12 protein-coding genes and 3 pseudogenes are annotated in these 17,675 nt (G+C 38.9%); 9 read left to right on the forward strand and 6 right to left on the reverse strand.

Annotation, left to right across the window (positions count from 1 at the left end; all coding sequences use genetic code 11):
• Positions 1-99: 99 nt before the first annotated feature.
• Both HSISS2_RS01850 and acrIIA6 read left to right on the forward strand, forming a co-directional pair.
• Positions 100-417 carry a hypothetical protein gene (locus HSISS2_RS01850; RefSeq protein ID WP_021145085.1) on the forward strand — a complete coding sequence of 106 codons (318 nt, stop codon included), beginning with the start codon at positions 100-102 and terminating at the stop codon, positions 415-417.
• Between the two features lie 17 nt (positions 418-434).
• A complete protein-coding gene (gene acrIIA6, locus HSISS2_RS01855; protein WP_042766898.1) occupies positions 435-980 on the forward strand; it encodes an anti-CRISPR protein AcrIIA6 in 546 nt (181 codons plus the stop codon).
• A gap of 20 nt (positions 981-1,000) precedes the next feature.
• Here acrIIA6 and HSISS2_RS01860 read toward each other — a convergent pair whose 3' ends face one another.
• Positions 1,001-2,515 carry a KxYKxGKxW signal peptide domain-containing protein gene (locus HSISS2_RS01860; protein WP_021145087.1) on the reverse strand — a complete coding sequence of 505 codons (1,515 nt, stop codon included), beginning with the start codon at positions 2,513-2,515 and terminating at the stop codon, positions 1,001-1,003.
• Positions 2,516-2,844: 329 nt separating this feature from the next.
• Between HSISS2_RS01860 and HSISS2_RS01865 the strand changes: the two genes are divergently transcribed.
• The gene (locus tag HSISS2_RS01865; protein ID WP_021145088.1) at positions 2,845-4,230 is read left to right on the forward strand and encodes an amino acid permease; all 1,386 of its coding nucleotides are present in this window, start codon (positions 2,845-2,847) and stop codon (positions 4,228-4,230) included.
• Between the two features lie 88 nt (positions 4,231-4,318).
• Here the strand turns inward: HSISS2_RS01865 and HSISS2_RS01870 are convergent.
• Positions 4,319-5,669 (reverse strand): annotated as a pseudogene (locus HSISS2_RS01870) (MFS transporter).
• A gap of 157 nt (positions 5,670-5,826) precedes the next feature.
• Here HSISS2_RS01870 and HSISS2_RS01875 point away from each other — a divergent pair.
• The 3 genes from HSISS2_RS01875 (at position 5,827) to HSISS2_RS01885 (ending at position 10,716) form a co-directional block, all read left to right on the forward strand.
• Positions 5,827-6,924 carry a helix-turn-helix transcriptional regulator gene (locus HSISS2_RS01875; protein ID WP_008534963.1) on the forward strand — a complete coding sequence of 366 codons (1,098 nt, stop codon included), beginning with the start codon at positions 5,827-5,829 and terminating at the stop codon, positions 6,922-6,924.
• Between the two features lie 362 nt (positions 6,925-7,286).
• Positions 7,287-7,544, forward strand: a complete 258-nt coding sequence (locus HSISS2_RS01880) for a hypothetical protein (protein ID WP_002887997.1) — start codon at positions 7,287-7,289, stop codon at positions 7,542-7,544.
• Between the two features lie 625 nt (positions 7,545-8,169).
• Positions 8,170-10,716 (forward strand): carbohydrate-binding domain-containing protein, encoded by a 2,547-nt coding sequence (locus HSISS2_RS01885; protein WP_021145093.1) that lies wholly within the window; start codon positions 8,170-8,172, stop codon positions 10,714-10,716.
• Positions 10,717-10,787: 71 nt separating this feature from the next.
• Here HSISS2_RS01885 and HSISS2_RS01890 read toward each other — a convergent pair.
• The 3 genes and pseudogenes from HSISS2_RS01890 to HSISS2_RS01900 form a co-directional block, all read right to left on the reverse strand.
• A pseudogene (locus tag HSISS2_RS01890) lies at positions 10,788-10,984 on the reverse strand (CsbD family protein).
• A gap of 66 nt (positions 10,985-11,050) precedes the next feature.
• Positions 11,051-11,683, reverse strand: a complete 633-nt coding sequence (locus tag HSISS2_RS01895) for a DUF421 domain-containing protein (RefSeq protein WP_021145094.1) — start codon at positions 11,681-11,683, stop codon at positions 11,051-11,053.
• Positions 11,680-12,132 (reverse strand): DUF3290 family protein, encoded by a 453-nt coding sequence (locus HSISS2_RS01900; protein WP_021145095.1) that lies wholly within the window; start codon positions 12,130-12,132, stop codon positions 11,680-11,682. Before HSISS2_RS01900 ends, HSISS2_RS01895 begins: the two co-directional genes overlap by 4 nt.
• Positions 12,133-12,507: 375 nt before the next feature.
• On the opposite strand from HSISS2_RS01900, the gene manA reads away from it, so the two are divergent.
• The 3 genes from manA (at position 12,508) to msrB (ending at position 16,074) form a co-directional block, all read left to right on the forward strand.
• Positions 12,508-13,449, forward strand: coding sequence for a mannose-6-phosphate isomerase, class I (gene manA / locus HSISS2_RS01905; protein ID WP_021145096.1), 942 nt, complete (start codon positions 12,508-12,510; stop codon positions 13,447-13,449).
• Positions 13,450-13,664: 215 nt separating this feature from the next.
• Positions 13,665-14,993 carry a branched-chain amino acid transport system II carrier protein gene (gene brnQ / locus HSISS2_RS01910; protein ID WP_021145097.1) on the forward strand — a complete coding sequence of 443 codons (1,329 nt, stop codon included), beginning with the start codon at positions 13,665-13,667 and terminating at the stop codon, positions 14,991-14,993.
• A 130-nt stretch (positions 14,994-15,123) separates the two neighbouring features.
• Positions 15,124-16,074, forward strand: a complete 951-nt coding sequence (gene msrB, locus HSISS2_RS01915) for a peptide-methionine (R)-S-oxide reductase MsrB (RefSeq protein ID WP_021145098.1) — start codon at positions 15,124-15,126, stop codon at positions 16,072-16,074.
• A 973-nt stretch (positions 16,075-17,047) separates the two neighbouring features.
• On the opposite strand, the pseudogene HSISS2_RS01925 reads toward msrB, so the two are convergent.
• Positions 17,048-17,675, reverse strand: a pseudogene (locus HSISS2_RS01925) (MATE family efflux transporter); the annotation flags it as partial.

The following is a 17,675-nucleotide window of genomic DNA, read 5'->3' on the forward strand; positions in this document are numbered from 1 at the left end:
ACCAAAAAGTGTTGACAAACTATCATATATGATATATAATATACATGTAAGATAAAGAAAGGAAGTAAACAAAATGAAATCACAAGTAATGAGCCTAGCATGGAAAATCTTCAAAACGAAAAAAACGACGTGACTTTCTCTGAAGCATTGAAAGTAGCTTGGAAAGCCGTTAAACGTCAAAACATGGCGGATGATTTCTATTTCTTCCGTTCTTCAAACATTAAATTCCAAGGTGTTAAAAAATGGTTTGCTGAAAAAGAATTTCGTGGACGCAACAAAAAAGACTTGGCGTTTATGTCAGTAAGTGCGATCAGCGTAAAAGGATTGGTTGAAGAAACTGATAAAGCGGTTAAACTTGAAATCGTGACACCTTACGGAGTTTCTGCTAAATGGTACCCAAAAAGTGTAATTGCTTAATGAAAAGGAGAAATAAAATGATTATCAATAACGACATCAAAGAGTTAATCTTGGAATACATGGGACGTTATTTTAAATTCGAAAACGATTTCTACAAACTCCCTGGAATCAAGTTTACCGATGCCAATTGGCAAAAATTCAAGAACGGTGACACTTCCATCGAAAAAATGGGAGCTGGCAGAGTGAACGCAATGCTCGATTGTCTATTTGATGATTTTGAGCTTGCTATGATTGGGAAGGCTCAAGATGAATATTATTTAAGTAATCATCTTAAAACCAACATGACATTCTACGCTTATTATGATCAGTTTAAGAAGCAACAGCTTCTAAAATGGCTTGAAAACAGCCATGATGACATTATCGGCGGGACTGGACGAATGTATACAGCCAGTGGGAACATGATAGCTAATGCTTATTTAGAGGTAGCGCTGGAGTCAAGTTCACTTGGTGGGGGTTCTTACATGTTGGAAATGCGATTTAAGAACTATTCGAGAGAGGATATCCCAGCCGGGCGCAAGAATCGACTAGAATGGATTGAAGGACATTTGGGGGATATTCGATGAAAGGAGAACTTTGTCCACAATTATGTCCACTTTTTTCGGAAAAAACGTGGACAAGAATAAAAATAAAAAAAACTATAAACACTTAGTTTTAGCGTGTTTATAGTTTTATTTTTATTATTTAAAACTTCTGGAAGCCCCTTATCGAAATAGTAGATATCGTTATTGTAGTAAAGTAAGTCACCTTTGACTTGTTGGCCACTATCATTGAAGTAATGAAGGTTACCGTCCACTGTTTGAAAACCATGAAGCGCTTTACCATCTTTGCCAAAGTAATACCAATTCCCCTGATCGTCAGAAACATAACGGTTGGTTACCATAATACCAGTCTTGGGATCAAAGTAATACTGTTGGCCGTTCAGGTTTTGCACGCTTGTCTTATAGTCGGATTGGCTACGGTCTAGGAATTCGGTATCGAAACCAAATGGGGCTGAGAAACCTTTAGTTGCCTTGAAGTCACTCATGTAATACCAATGACCAGCTTTATCTGAAACAAAGACAAAATTAGGTTGATTGCCAGTAGCATCAAAGTAGTAAAGATCGCCATTCTCGGTGACGAAGTCATCTTTGACCATCTTGCCATCTTTGTCGAAGTAGTAAAAACCAAAGTATTTATGGTTGACGTTGTCAAGAGCCTGGTGACCTGTTGCACGACGACCATTGTCTTTATCGAAATAGTAGCTATCACCATTAATAGTAACGATTTCGTTTTTAGCTTGTCGACCGTCTTCGTGGAAGTAGAGGTTAAAGCCATCAATGGTCTGAGCACCAGTGACGGGCTTGCCATCTTTACCAAGGTAATACCAGTTGTGGTTGTTGTCTTCGATAAACTGGTTGCGTTTGTTAGTTTCAGGCAGAACCACTGTCAGGCGTCCTTGGGCATCAGCAGTATAGGCTTGACCGTTGATATTGATAGAGGTGTTGGTTACCTTACGTCCATTGGCCTTGTCATAGTAGAAAGATTGTCCATTTTCAGTGATGATCTCGCCCTTAGCTTGCTTTCCATCCTCGTGGAAATAAAGGTCGAAATGGTCAACGTTTTGAGCACCTGTCAGATTTTTCCCGTCTTTAAGGTAGTACCAGTTGCCTTCAGCATCACTCTTGAATTGACCGCCAGAAACGATAGTAGTTTCAACAGATTCTGGTGCTTGACTGTTTACGTCAGTAGCTGTGCTAGCGACTTCTGAAGTTGAAGGAGCAGTTCTCGTTTCGCCACTGGACAAATTGTAAGAACTACTTGCTTGGTCTTCTTTAAGGACTGGCTGTTTGTCAGCCGTGACAGTGGGATTTGTATTGCTTGGTTTAGCAGTTGCTGCGTCTTCAGATTTAGTCGTAGTTGTAGTTGTCTCTGTGATGACAAGATCGGGATCTTGGCTGACGCTTTCAGGTGTGCTTGATGAGGTGGCTTGATTCGTAGCTTGTTCGTCGGCAGAGACGCCAACTCCAATCAATGAGGCACCAAGTGCCAAACCAGACACGGCAATGGTAACCCATTGTTTCTTCACTTTATGAAGTTTAAAATGAACTTTATTTTCCATAAAAGTTCCCCTTTTCCATTTTTATGACCTCATTCTAACATCTTTCATTAGAAGAATCAAACGCAATTGGCATCCTTTTTATAGCCTTTTCTAAATATTTTAAATATTTAGAAATCTGCTAAAACAGTAGAAGAAATGGGCGACTAGATCAAGATTTTGAGCAGGTGGTTTTTGATAGGTATAGGCAATACATTAGAAAATCATTTTTACGAAATCCTAATCTTGAACATGCTTTTTAATAATAGGAGTATAAAAATACAGAAATAGGTCTTTTTTGGCCTGGAATATGGTATAATAGTGCGGTATTTCTCAAAAATTGGAGTATAAAAATGAGTATTTTTCGTAAAAAGGATGTCGGTCTCGCTCAAACCGAGATGAAACGTCATCTGACCCTCAGGGATGTCGTCCTCTTGGGAATTGGTGCCATGGTGGGAACAGGAATCTTTACGATTACTGGTACCGCAGCATCAACCTTGGCAGGTCCTGCCCTGATTATTTCGGTTTTGATTTCAGCCGTTTGTGTGGGTATGTCAGCTATTTTCTTTGCTGAGTTTGCCTCACGTTACCCATCGGCTGGTGGTGTTTACGGTTATCTCTACGCCTCTTGGGGTGAGTACCCTGCTTGGATGGGGGGGTGGCTTACAATGATCGTTTTCATGAATGCCGTGTCTAGTGTTGCCTCTGGTTGGGGAGCCTACCTCAAGGGACTCCTGGCAAGCTTTGGTCTACAGCTTCCTCAAGCTATCAGTGGCCCTTTTAATCCGAGTCAAGGGACTTATATTGACCTCTTGCCAGTCTTGGTTTTGGTGCTAGTGACGGCTCTCCTCCTATTGGATTCCAAACAAGCCCTTCGTTTGAACTCGCTCTTAGTGGTGCTTAAGTTTTCTGCTTTGGCGGTCTTTATCCTAGTTGGTCTCTTCCATCTGAATCCAAGCAACTGGGCTAACTTCGCACCATTTGGCTTTGGCCAAATCTATGGTGGTAAGACGGGGATTATGGCGGGGGCTTCTCTCATGTTCTTTGGTTTTCTTGGTTTTGAATCTATCTCTATGACAGTAGATGAGATTAAGGAACCCCAAAAGAATGTTCCTCGAGGCATTGTTCTCGCCTTGATTATCGTCGCTGCACTTTATGCAGTGGTTTCGCTAGTCTTGACGGGAGCGGTTCACTATACTAAGCTAAATGTTGACGATGCTGTAGCTTATGCCCTTCGTTATATTGGTGTGCCTTGGGCTGCCAATTATGTATCGGTGGTTGCCATTATGACCTTGATTACCGTATGTATTTCCATGGCCTATGCCCTTAGCCGTATGGTTTATAGCTTGGCGCGTGATGGTTTCCTTCCACAAACCTTCCAAAAGGTTTCAAAGACCCATAAGGTTCCACATCATGCGACACTTTTGACTGGTATCCTTTCAGCCATCTCAGCAGGACTCTTCTCTTTGGCTAATATGGCATCTTTGGTTAACATTGCGACCTTGGCTTACCTGGTTCTCTTGGCTATTGCCCTCATCATTCTTCGTAAGGACAAGGGCTTGCCGCAGAAGGATGAATTTAAGGTCCCATTTGTTCCGGTCTTGCCAATTATCTCAATTATCGTCTGTCTCTCCTTTATGAGTCAGTATAGTTGGCAGACCTGGTTAGCCTTTGGCATAGCAGTGCTAATCGGTTCAGCTATTTATGCCTTTTATGGTTACAAACATTCTAAGTATTAAGATTAAAACGCTGGATCTGATGACCTAGCGTTTTTTGGTAAAATGAAGAGAGAAAAGATTTCAGTAGTCACTGAAATCCTTTTTATAGTTAATTATTGTGTTTTGAAAAAATCATGCCCTTTAAACTCATAATAACTAACACTAATGTAATTCCCCATCCAATCCGAGTAGCTAATAATAGATTGTTTGGCCAAAGATTTAGACAGGTTGAACCAACTGCTGAACCAGCCGAAATGGCAATATTTTGTACCATTCGTTGTAAAGCTCCCGTGCTTCCTTGCATTTCCATGGGACTGGCTTGCATAATACTGGCGATATTTGCAGGCTGAAAATAGCCACCACCAACACCATAAATAAAAAGTCCAAAAGTTAGAAACAGATAAGACCATTTGGGATTAAGAAATACTAAGAAAATTAAAGACAGGCAAATAATACCCAAACCTAAGCGACTAAAAGTTATGTTTTTACTCCCATCGTTCAATTTTCCTGATACTCGTGAAAAGATAACTAATCCAACTGGAGCTCCCAAAACAAGAAATCCAGTAACTCCTACTCCTAAATGATATAACTGTTCAAAAATAAATGGAGGTAGTAAAAATATCATGGCAGAGGCAAAACCAAAAGCAATCGTCTGTAAAAAGTGAGAAATTACTTTAGGATTCTCCTTAAGTCCCTTAACACTGACAAGTGGATTTTTTGGATAAATTCAATTCGATAAAATAAAATACCAATCAATAAACTAATTATTATTAGAAAAAGACTGATTATTTGTAAATGACTCTTACTTAATAATGATAGTCCTAACAATAGGCAAATTAACATTATTGCATTAACAATTGTTCCAGATGTGTCTAATTTTTGATTGTTAGTCTGCTCAGAAACTTTGTTAAGAAGATAGTGATTGCAAATAATACCAATAATTACGAAAGGGACATTTATCCAAAAAATAAATCGCCAAACATTTAAAGATAGCAATATGCCACCTAAAGAGGGACCTAATACAGGACCTAAACCTATCATAACTCCTAAAATACTAATAGAGCTATTTTTTGTTCTTCTGATACTAATGTTGTAATCAAAGCTGCAGAAGTAGCTTGTAAGGCAGCTGCCCCAATTCCTTGAATTACTCGTCCAGCGATAAGCCAACCAATACTATTAGCAAACCCACAAAAAAGCGAGCTAAGTCCAAAAAGAACGAATCCTAAGTAAGAAATTTTTAGTTTGCCGAATTTGTCACTAAAAATGCCTAAAGGAAGTATGAATATTGCCAATGCCAGTGCATATCCAGTTATTGTAAAAGCTGCAGTATTAGCTGTTGTATGGAATTGCTCTTTTAGGAAAGATAGTGCTACATTGATAATACCAGTATCTAAAGTTGACAATAACATTCCCATACCTGCGATAACTGTTATTAGTAAATCCTGCAACCGTCTACTCATAAAATTTCCTCCTTGGGTTTAGCTGTGTAAATTAAATGTTTAGTATCGTGTATCATAAATATAACCTCTTTTCTAAAAATTATAAATATGATACAATGAAATAAAATTTTAATCAATCGATTCTAAAAATATCGAATCGTTTAGAAGGAGCATGCACATGACTATTACAGTTCAATTTAGTAACTATGCTCTGAAAACGGATGAAACATTAACACAAAGGATACAATTTGTGTACTCACCCTTAAATGAACTTTTTAGAAGCTTACATGTCTTATTGAACCCGCGTCATCATGGTACAAATATTGATTGGGTCATTGAGATACAAGATAGATTGACAGATGATTTCTATGAGAAGCTTCACTATTTTCAACTTTTTTATGAACTTGGTGTTTCTCCTATTTTACTTTGTAATTTTCGCTATCATGCGACAACGATTGAAGAAGAGATACAAAATTTAAAGAAATTTCTTGATGGGCTCCCAACTATTCAATTAATTGAGCATTTAGAGAAAGTGTCCAGTGACAGAGAAAACTCCTTCATTCCAACATTAGCAAAAGGATTAGAATGGAAGGATTTTTCTTTGAATGAGGATAATCAGTTACTTATAGACTTGAGGAAGAATGCCTCTGGTGTTTATCAACATCTTTTCTCTTTTATTGATTGGTACCGCCAAGAAATATTTGATGAAACTTGGAAAAGTAAAGGTATTCAACGAAAGCTCTTAACAGAAATCCAACATCAAGCTTCTTTTTTAAGGGAAAATGGTTTTGAAGAAATGTTTAATCATTTGCAAATTGACCGCATTCATTGGAGAAAGGACAGGCTGGCCATCATTAAACCTTTTGACCAAGAAATCCAACTGCAAGATAGTGATTCTATTATGTTATTACCAAGTTATTTTATTTGGCCTCATCTGTTTGTTGAATCTTTCAACCAAGGAATTGCTATTACCTATGATATTACAGATCAGCCAAGTTACTATAACTCCACACCGGAAAATTTGATTACTATTTTTAAAGCTTTGAGTGACCCTGTCCGTTTACAAATTATGAATTATGTTATTGATAAACCAAGTACGACACAATCTTTGGCTCAAATTTTATTAATGAGTAATTCAAGTATATCCAGACATTTACAAATTTTAAAGGATGCTAATTTATTAACGACAACCAAAGCTAAAAAATTCGTTCTTTATGAGCCAACACAGCTCATTACACAACTTATGCCGAATTTCTACCATTTCTTTAAAAATTGAGGCTTTAATCATTAAAAAGGTAGTGAACTACTATGTCAACGTCACAAATTATCTCGGTTTTATCAGCTAACCGTTTTCTCACCCAAAATGAGATTGAAAGAACTTTAGGGTATTCTTTATCGAAAAGTGAAATTGCTTTTTTAAAGGCTAGTCCTAAAATAGTTTTATTTAACTTTTACGGCCGAATTTACTATAAATTAAATAATGATAGTACTCTCACCACGGAGCAAGGAAGACAAGCTATTGCAAAACTGTCTAGACGTCCTCAAGCAATTAAGCTTGGTGAAGCACGGACATGTTTGCACCATTTAGCAGGGAAAGCAGGAGTTTCAATATTTGAGTGGTTTATTCAAAATAAATTAATGGAACAGGAATCCCCTATCAGCTACTCTTTAACTCAAGCAGGAAGTAATGCCATACAGCAATGGTTGGGTTATCAGTCTAATCCTAATATCAAATTATGTTTAGATTTTTCTGAAAGAAAGTTTCATATTGGTGGAATATTAGGAGAAAAGATATTAGAAAAGCTAATCCATGACGAAAAATGTCAATTAACTCAAGATAGGCAGATTATTCTAAAAACTGACTTAAATAACTTAATGAAGGGTTTTTATAAGTAAATTACTATCAAATTTTTGCTTGAAACTATTGGTTGTGTGTTGTACTAATAACTTATTATTGATTTAATTAATAAAAGACGCTCTAGTTTTATGATTAACTAGAGCATCTTTTATTTGGTTATCCGATTCAATTTTTCAAGCCTAAAAAGGTAGAGAAAAAAGTAGAGATTTCATTAATTAGTGCTCCAATCTGCTGGAATTCAAAATTTCAAAAATCGCATGAAATCAAGATTCCTAGCATGTACTGAAATGTAATGAAACCTTATTTTACTTCTGCTGACCTAGCGTTTTTGGTAAAATGAAGAGAGAGGAAGTATAGGAGTACAAATATGAAAGCTTACCAAATGTGGTAATCCTACAAGGAAGACCTTATAGACTGAAGCTTATCCTATTGGCAAGAGCTTCATGAGAATCTCTTTAGCAAATGCCTGCATGAGACAGGAATGACTTTCAGTGATGAAAGGTTAATTGTTTCGGTAGAAGTTAGAGTGGTTTATCCTATAGTATGAAAGTTCCCAATATCTTGGGGATTTTTTTACATTAAGGAAAGGTTAACTTTTCTTTAAGTCTTATCTTAGGTTTCTTGTGTTTAATAGAGTCATCACAAAAGTAAGAGGAACAAAAAATGACATACAAACAAACTAAACAAACACAAGAACGTTATGCCATTAAGAAATCATCAAAATGGAAAACTGCTGGTTCAGTCCTGGTAGCGAGCTTAATCTTTGCTAGCTCAGTTGTCTTAAATGACAGCAAGGTTTCAGCAGACGAGACAAACACTGAATCAACACTCTCAACGGTTTCAACAGGTGAAACCACTGCTGATTTAATTGAAGAAAGTACTCAGACCGACAATACATCAGACACTACTGAAACAAGCACAGAATCGGCTAAAAGTACTTCAACTGCGACTTCAACTTCAGACACTGATTTGTCAACAATAAGTACAATAAGTACAACAAGTACGACAGAGGACACGACTGCTACATCAACAAGCAGTGAAACATCTGATCATTCAAGTACTTCCGCAACTCCAGAAGCAAGTTCTTCTGAAACTGCTGAAAGCACAACTAGTGAAACCTCAGCATCTGAAACGAACAATGCAGACGAAAACACTAGCTCTAATACAAGCTCAAGCACCACTGAAGCCACTGCATCTGAAACAGCTTCAGTGTTAACCAACAGCGCCTCAGATTCAGCTACTGAAACGACGACAACTGAGTCTGAAGATAGTGATTCAGAAAGCTCAACGACAACGATTACTTTCAATGGAACAACCGTGGTAACAAGTGATAGCGGTACTGTCACAGTTGATGGAACGACAATTACCATCAATCAAGCAGGATCATACACTTTGACCGGAAATGGTTCAAGCTATACCATTATTGTGTCAGGTAGCGTGACAGATCCAGTTACAATCTACTTGGATGGTGTGACCTTAACGGATTCGTCTATTACTTCCAATTCTTCAGCAGAATTGACTGTTAATGTCCTTTCAGACAGTTCTATTTCTTCGACGTCTGCTAATGCGATTGAAGCAGCGGGAGCCTTGACCATTACCAGTGGTACTGGAAGTAACTTGACCCTTTCAAGCACTGAAAAGCACGCCATCAAGGCTGACAGTGTAACGGTTGACTCTGTAACACTTGATTTGACTTCTGAGGCAAAGGATGGTATCAATGCGACGACAGCTGTAACTATTAAAAATGCCACAGTCAACATCACGGCAACTGATGACGGTATTCAGGTCGAAGACGAAACAGATGTGAACAGTGGTGATTTGACGATTACCGACTCAACGGTAACCATTAATGCAACTGATAAAGGTATCACGGTTACAGATGAATTGACTGTCGAAGGCAATTCTAAAGTAACAGTTGTAGCAGGTGACGAAGGCCTTGAAGGGCGTTATATCAATTTGACAGGTGGAACCGTTGATATCACTGCTGGTGATGATGGTATTAACGCCACTGAGTGGACGACCAAGGACAGCGCTGATACTTCAAGCTTAACCAATTCGACTTCTGACTTGGAAAATGAAGTGGGCATCAATATTGACGGTGCAACGGTAACTATTCTGGCAGACGGTGATGGTATCGACAGTAACGGCAATGTGACAGTGAAAAGTGGTTCTCTCTACGTCGCTCAGACAAGTGCAGATAATGCTGCTATCGACTACGATGGAACAGGTATTATTTCTGGCGGTACCGTTTGGGCCATAGGTAACCAAGGAATGGCTCAGGCCTTTACAACGGGTTCAAGCCAGTCTTATATCATGGCCAACATCTCTGGTAGTGCTGGAGATACCATCACAGTTACAGATAGTTCTGGAAATGTTGTAGCGACCACAACAGCAACAACTTCATTTGGAAATGTGGTCTTTAGTACCGAGAGTCTAACTTCGGGTGAAACCTATACCATTACGACATCAAGTGGTGCTAGTGTGACTGCAACAGCTACTGAAGAAGGCACAAACAATGGTCCTGGTGCTGGTGGCATGGGCGGCTTCCCAGGCGGTGGCTTTGGCAATAGCTCAATGTCTGATAACTTCGGAGGCTACGGTGGACCGACTAGCTATGGGGGAAGCTCTACCAATACCGGAAGCGTAAACACACCGTGGGGCCAATCTGCTTCGACAAGTTCTGAGAATACAACTAGCACAAGTAGTACAAGTTCAGCTACCAATGCTCCAGCAATGACAGCGACAAACACAGCTTTATCAAATCAAAATACGCCAACATCAAATTCTTCAAGCTCTGAAGGAGCGTCTCTTAAATCAAATACCTCTCTTGCTAACCAGCCTACAAAAGAGCAACCGACACAAACAATGACTAATGCGACAAGCAGTGCCCAACAACAAGCTCAAGAGACTGCTGAGAAATTGGATAATATTCTTACTCAAAAACAAACTTCTGAAGCATCAAAAGGTCATGTAGGCGTGAGTCAAAAGGAAAATGTAAGCTCAGTCGTACAAACTAATCTTGCTCAGAAACAAAATACCCAAACAAGTTCTAAGGCTAATCAGTCATCTAAAAGTTCACAAAGCAATCAAACAAGTAAATCAAGTCTACCAAATACTGGTGATGTGAGCAGTTTGGGACTAGGCGCATTAGGAGCAGTTATGATGACAACCTCATTTGCCTTAAAAGGAAGCAAGCATTCTCGTAAGTAATTCTAGTTAAGAACATAAAGAAAAACAGAAGCCCTCTTCAAAAAAGGAAAAGAGCTTCTGTTTATTTATTATTATTTTTTAGAAAAAGCATTTTTAAGGCCTTCAACAGCACCTTCAACGCCTTCTTTAACATCTTCGATACCGTCTTTTGCTTTTGCTACCACTTTTTCGACAGCACCTTCGGCTTGAGTTTTTTATCACCAGAAAGTTTGCCAGCACCCTCTTTAAGAGCGCCTTTAGCTTGATTCAATTTATCTTCGATTCCCATAGTAGAACCTCCTTTTTATGATGAGACCATTGTAGACAATATTAAACGATAATGCAAGTGATTTGTTTAATAAGTAACGACATTAATGTTTCCTTTATCGTATTCAGCTATAAAGATATCCGAAACGTTTTCATATCCTAATTTTTGAAGCTCTTCATTTAACCAATCTTCCGTTTTACCAATAGTATCAAGAATTTCTGTTTGAATGACCCCATCAGTAATGATTGGATATTTTGGATTTTCATCGCCAGAACGGACCACAATCAATTGGCCGTTCTGTTCAATAACTGCACGTTTAACCTCTTTGAGTTGAAAAATTCCTTGAGAACGTAATTTTAAAGCGACATCAGAAGCTGAAAGTCCTATAGAGCGACAAGCTTCAGGATCTAGTTGACCCTGTTTGATGATGACGGTTGGTTTACCGTCAATCAAATGTTTGATAAAGTGAATATTGGTGATGAGCCATTTAAGAAGTAAGATCAAAATAGTCCAAATAATCAGGATAACAATGTACTGAAGGATGGAAACGGTACTACTATAAATTGTACCACCGAGGATTGCACCAAGAACAAAGTTCTGTACTTGGTCAGTAGCTGAGCTAGGTGCTAGGTTTCCTTTACCTGTTAAATTGATAACAAAGACGAGTGAAATAAGCCCCAAAGCTAGTTTAATTGCAACAGCAAGATAAAAAGATGTCATTTTTTAACCTCCACGAGTTCAACATCAGACTTGTAAAGTTTTATTTGTTCTAGCAAGTAGCTGTCAGGTTCTGAACCTGAGATGGCACGATAGTACTTGTTTCCAACTTTGAGAATAGCACCATCTGTAGTGGTAGAAGTATTAACATAAACCTTGCTCTTATCAACGTCGAGATTTTTAGAGACAACCTCGATAAAGTGAAGAGATGCTCTAAATTGGTTATCGTTTGATTGATTGCTTTGGAAATTACTGATAGCAATTAGAACCACGGCAACTAAGGTTAAAATAGAAATAATAGAGAGTTCACGAAACTTAGTATCATGGCGTTCTTTAAAGGCCTTAAAAGCAAATACGCCGGTCACTAAAATAAGTCCTGCAGTAATGGCAACCATAACCCAGTTTTGTTGGCTAATCTGACTTAGCACATAGTCGTAGGAATAGAATTTCATTGAGAAGATTTCCTTTCATAGTATCACTAACATTATAGATTAAAAAGTCTTTAAATTCAATTAATCTATCCGAAAAATGAAGGAATGAGTAGGATTCTTAAAGGAAATTTGCTATTGAAATGACTTGCAGCCATTAAGCCAAAATCTTATGATTTCTTTAAGGACTTTGTTGATATTTTCACAAATTATGCTTATAATTGAGGTAATTACTCGTCAAAATCTGTTTGTGATTTGCTGATGATGGAGCTTACTGGCTATAGGTGATTTTTGGAGCATCCGCTTTAAAGTGGAACTGATTCATTTATCATGATGTGGGTAATCATCTATGTTAAGACATAGATTTTGAGTCTATTCATTCTTATATAAGGAGTTATTATGTCTGAACCATTATTTTTACAATCTGTTATGCAGGAGAAAATTTGGGGTGGCACGCATTTGCGTGATGTCTTTGGCTACGACATTCCAAGCGACCATGTCGGAGAGTACTGGGCTATTTCTGCTCACCCAAATGGTGTTTCTACTATTAAGAATGGTCGTTATGCCGGTCAAACTATAGATGTTCTTTATGCAGAGCATCGTGAATTATTTGGCAATCGTCAAGAACCTGTCTTCCCACTTTTGACTAAGATTTTGGATGCCAATGATTGGCTTAGTGTGCAGGTCCATCCAGATGATGCTTATGGACTTGAACATGAAGGTGAACTTGGTAAAACAGAGTGTTGGTATATCATTGCTGCTGAACCAGGTGCTGAAATTATTTATGGCCACAATGCCAAATCAAAAGAAGAACTGCGTCAGCAAATTGAAAGTAAGGATTGGGAAAATCTTTTGACTAAGGTTCCAGTTAAAGCAGGTGATTTCTTCTATGTGCCAAGTGGTACCATGCATGCTATTGGTGCAGGTATCATGGTTCTTGAAACGCAACAATCTAGTGATACGACCTACCGTGTCTATGATTTTGACCGTAAAGATGATCAAGGTAACCTGCGTGAACTCCATCTTGAAAAATCTATCGATGTCCTTACTATCGGTGAGCCAGCCAACAGTCGACCAGTCACAACAAAAGTAGATGACCTCAAATCAACGCTCTTAGTAGCAAGTGATTTCTTCGCCGTTTACAAATGGGAAATCTCAGGTAAGGCTGATTTTGAAAAGACTGCTGATTACAGTTTGTTTAGTGTACTTGACGGTCAAGGAAGCCTTAAAGTAGATGGGCAAGATTATGACATTGCAAAAGGCAGCCACTTTATTCTTCCTAGCGATGTTGAAACATGGCAAATTAAGGGAGAGCTTGAATTGATTGTCAGTCACCCATAATCAAAATATCAAACTAGACGAGATGAGAATCTTGTCTAGTTTTTTCGTACAAGGATACAGAAAATTTGCAATTTTAAAAACCTTTGTAAATACGTTTCAATAGCTTGAAGTTCCAAACTAATCATGTCATACTAAACAAGTTGACTAAAATGATAATAAACAAGTTGTGTCTATTTAGGGCATAAGATCTTGTTTGTTTTAGATTGGAGAAACTTATGTTAAAAAAGGGAAGCCTTACAGCTTTATTGTTGTTTGGTATGTTCTTTGGAGCGGGAAATCTGACCTTTCCTCCTCAGTTAGGCTTTGAATCTGGAGGTCATTTTTGGCCAGCCATTGCCGGCTTTGTCCTATCAGGTGTTGGTATTGCCATCCTGACACTGGTTATCGGGACTTTAAATCCTAAGGGTTACATTCATGAGATTTCTCAAAAAATCTCGCCTAAGTTTGCCCTAGTCTATTTGGCAGTACTTTATCTATCCATTGGTCCTTTCTTTGCCATTCCTAGAACGGCCGCCGCCGCCTTTTCAATTGGCTTCTCTCCTTTGATTGGAAGTGGACATACTAGCCTTTGGCTCTTTGTCTTTACCGTAATCTACTTTGCTCTAGCACTTTGGATTGCCATGAATCCATCTAAAATTCTAGATAGTATTGGACGCATCTTAACACCTGTCTTTGCTATCATGATTGTTATGGTGATTGTGGCAGGAGCACTTAAATACGGTGGTCATAGTCCTCAGGCTGCTAGTCAGGCCTATCAGGCTTCTGCTTTTGGTAAAGGCTTCTTGGAAGGCTATAACACCTTGGATGCCTTAGCCTCTGTGGCCTTTAGTGTAGTAGCAGTAGTCACACTCAACCAATTAGGCTTTAAGTCTAAAAAAGAGTATATCTCAACGATTTGGGTCGTTGGTTTTGTAGTGACTATTCTCTTTGGTGCTCTGTATTTGGGATTAGCCTTTTTGGGAAATCATTTCCCACTTCAAGTGGCCGGACTACCAAAAGATGCCAATATTGGTGCTAGCGTCTTGTCACAAGCCACACAAGCTATCTTTGGACCAGCTGCTCAGATTTTCCTAGCTATCATGGTGACAGTGACTTGTTTCACAACAACCGCAGGACTTATCGTTGCGACAGGAGAATTCTTCCACAAGGCATTTCCGAAAGTATCTTACAAGGCTTACACCATTATCTTTACCTTGATTGGGTTTGCGATTGCCAACTTGGGACTTAATAATATCATTGCTTTCTCAGTACCAGTGCTTTTGATTCTCTACCCAATTACCATCGCGATTGTCATGATTGTGATTGCCAACAAGTTCGTGGCCTTGTCTAAACCTGGTATGCAAGTGACAGTTGCAGTAGTCACGCTGATTGCCTTGCTTAGTGTAATTGGAAGCCAGTTTAAACTTGCGGGACTCAATGCCCTTATTAACTTCCTCCCATTGTCGAGAGCATCATTGCCATGGTTGATACCAGCCATCTTGTGTATCCTTTTGTCTCTCATCTTACCTGATAAGATCAAGAGCGAAAGCTTTGAAATGGAATAAAAATAATATCCTATCACAATTGTGGTGGGATTTTTTTTCTCTCCCCAAGTCGCCATAAGTGCGAAATCTTCTCAAAAGCGTTACACTTAAGGCGTGGAGATGCAAGTATTTATTGAAGGGAGTGTTAAAAATGTCAAATCCTAATAATCATACTATTTATCTTGCTGGTGGCTGTTTCTGGGGCGTGGAGGAATACTTTTCACGTGTTCCTGGTGTGTTAGATGCTGTTTCGGGTTATGCTAATGGACGTAGTGAGACCACTCGCTATGAGCTCATCGGTCAGACGGGTCATGCTGAGACTGTTCAGGTGACTTATGATGCCAGCCAAGTGTCATTGCGAGAGATTTTGCTACATTACTTCCGTATCATCAACCCTCTAAGCAAAAATAAACAGGGCAATGATGTGGGCAGTCAGTACCGCACGGGTGTTTATTACACAGATGACAATGACCTACCAGTCATCAAGCAAGTTTTCCAAGAGATGTCCGAACAATACGGTCAGCCTTTGGCGGTTGAGTTGTTGCCTTTGCAACACTTTATTCCTGCTGAGGAGTACCATCAGGATTATCTCAAGAAGCATCCTAAGGGCTACTGCCATATCAATGTCAATCAAGCCTCAACTCCAGTCATTGATGCCAGTGCCTATCACAAGCCAAATCAGGAGGATCTTAAGAAAAGTTTGAGCCCAGAAGCCTATGCGGTTACTCAGGAAAATGGGACGGAACGTGCCTTTACGAGTCCCCTTTGGAATCAGTTTGAACCTGGCATCTATGTGGATGTGGTGACTGGTGAACCTCTCTTTTCATCCAAGGACAAGTTTGATTCTGCCTGTGGTTGGCCCAGTTTTTCCCATCCGATTAGTCCTGAGGTAGCCAACTACAAGGAAGATTATTCTCACAATATGGAACGTATCGAGGTCCGTAGTCGTGCGGGGGACTCCCATCTAGGGCATGTCTTTCCAGATGGTCCAAGCGATAAAGGTGGTTTGCGCTATTGTATCAATGGTGCCGCAACACGATTTGTTCCTAAGGCAGATATGGAAAAAGAAGGTTATGCTTACTTGCTTGATCAGGTGGACTGATGAGAGTTGCATAAACTGATATACAGGACAAAAGCATTGAAATTGCAAAAGTTCTAGTTTGGCTTGCTCTTGGGGCTCTATCTGACAATCGAATCATCATGTTTAAGTGCTTTTTAACACTTTATTTAGGAGGTTGGTTTCTTTTGAGCCAGCCTCTTTAATAATGAGCGTTTCAATATTGGAAAATCCATGTGCTACAAGAACTAACATGTCATGTGATATGACCATTCAGGACAAAAAAGTGACATTTCATTACATTTTTTTACAATTTTATACAAATTGTTTTACACATCAAACCAAAAAAGTAGTACACTATAGTAGTGAGAAATCTAACAAGTGTAAAGAATTGATTTTCCCTTTAATTACTAGTTTTGGTGTCTGTAAACATTATTGTACTTTGTGTAATAATAGTCTTCCCCAACCTCCCAATTATGATATTATATGTCTAAACTTACTCAAACAAAACTAGCGACAAAATCCCCGAGATTTCCCTTAGGGAATATGACAGCACTTGTTAGGTTTTTATGATAATATTCAGATAGTCCTTTGGGCTATTTTATTGTGCTAAATCTTCTATGATGGAGAAATTGTTATGGAATGCGTTGATAAAATAATCATATTAGTAACGATTTGTGGCTTATGGTTTTGGTCTTTTCTCTTACTCCCTAAAACAGGAGAGAAGGTCGTTTATTTTTATCATTTCTTAGCACTATGTGGTTTAGTCATGTTCTATAGTGCCCTAGTTGATCCGGCTGGACTTTGTGACACTTTTTTTCATATCAAACAACTTTGTTTTCATTAATAAGTTCATCTGGGTAATGCTGTAGGAAAATCTGAATCTAAAGAATCACTCATAAAAAAGTTTTCTGTGTATTGATAACAGTTCATCTGTTTTCAATATGCAGGAGGCTTTTTCTTTGTTATCAAGATTTGAGCAGATAAAAAGCAGTCTGATGAGACTGCTTAAGGTATATCAACGATGAAATTCGTAACGCTTAACGATCTTATTTAAACGCCATTGGTAACAGAGACCACTGACGATAAGACTGGCAATCAGACCAATCCAGTAACTATAGGGACCAAGGCCAGTGGCTTTTTCAAGCAGGAAGCCAACTGGGAGGGTGATGCCCCAGTAGGTTAGGACACCGAGATAAAAAGGTACTTTGGTATCTTTATAGCCACGCAGGATTCCTTGAAGCGGAGCCGCAAAGACATCTGCCACTTGGAAGAAGAGGCTATAGGTCATGAAAATGGCCGTCATTCTCAAAAAGTCAGGCTCATGCCCATAAAGTTCAGCCAAATCATAACGCAAGAAGTAGAGGAAAATCAAGGTAAAGATAGAAAATCCTAAGGGCTGTTAACCGTCCCAGCTTGCTGTAGCTCTTGACCGAATCCATGCGTCTGGCCCCAAATTCGTAGGAAATAATGATAGCCATGGCACTGGAAATGCTGAGAGGAAAGGCATACATGAGGTTTGAGAAGTTCATGGCTGCCTGGTGACTGGCAATGACTAAAGATGGATACTTGGCCATAATCAGACCAACACCTGAGAAGATGGCGACCTCTGCAAAAACCGTTCCACCAATGGGGAGACCTAGTTA

It is taken from the genome of Streptococcus sp. HSISS2, from assembly GCF_000448665.1.
GTDB lineage: Bacteria > Bacillota > Bacilli > Lactobacillales > Streptococcaceae > Streptococcus > Streptococcus raffinosi.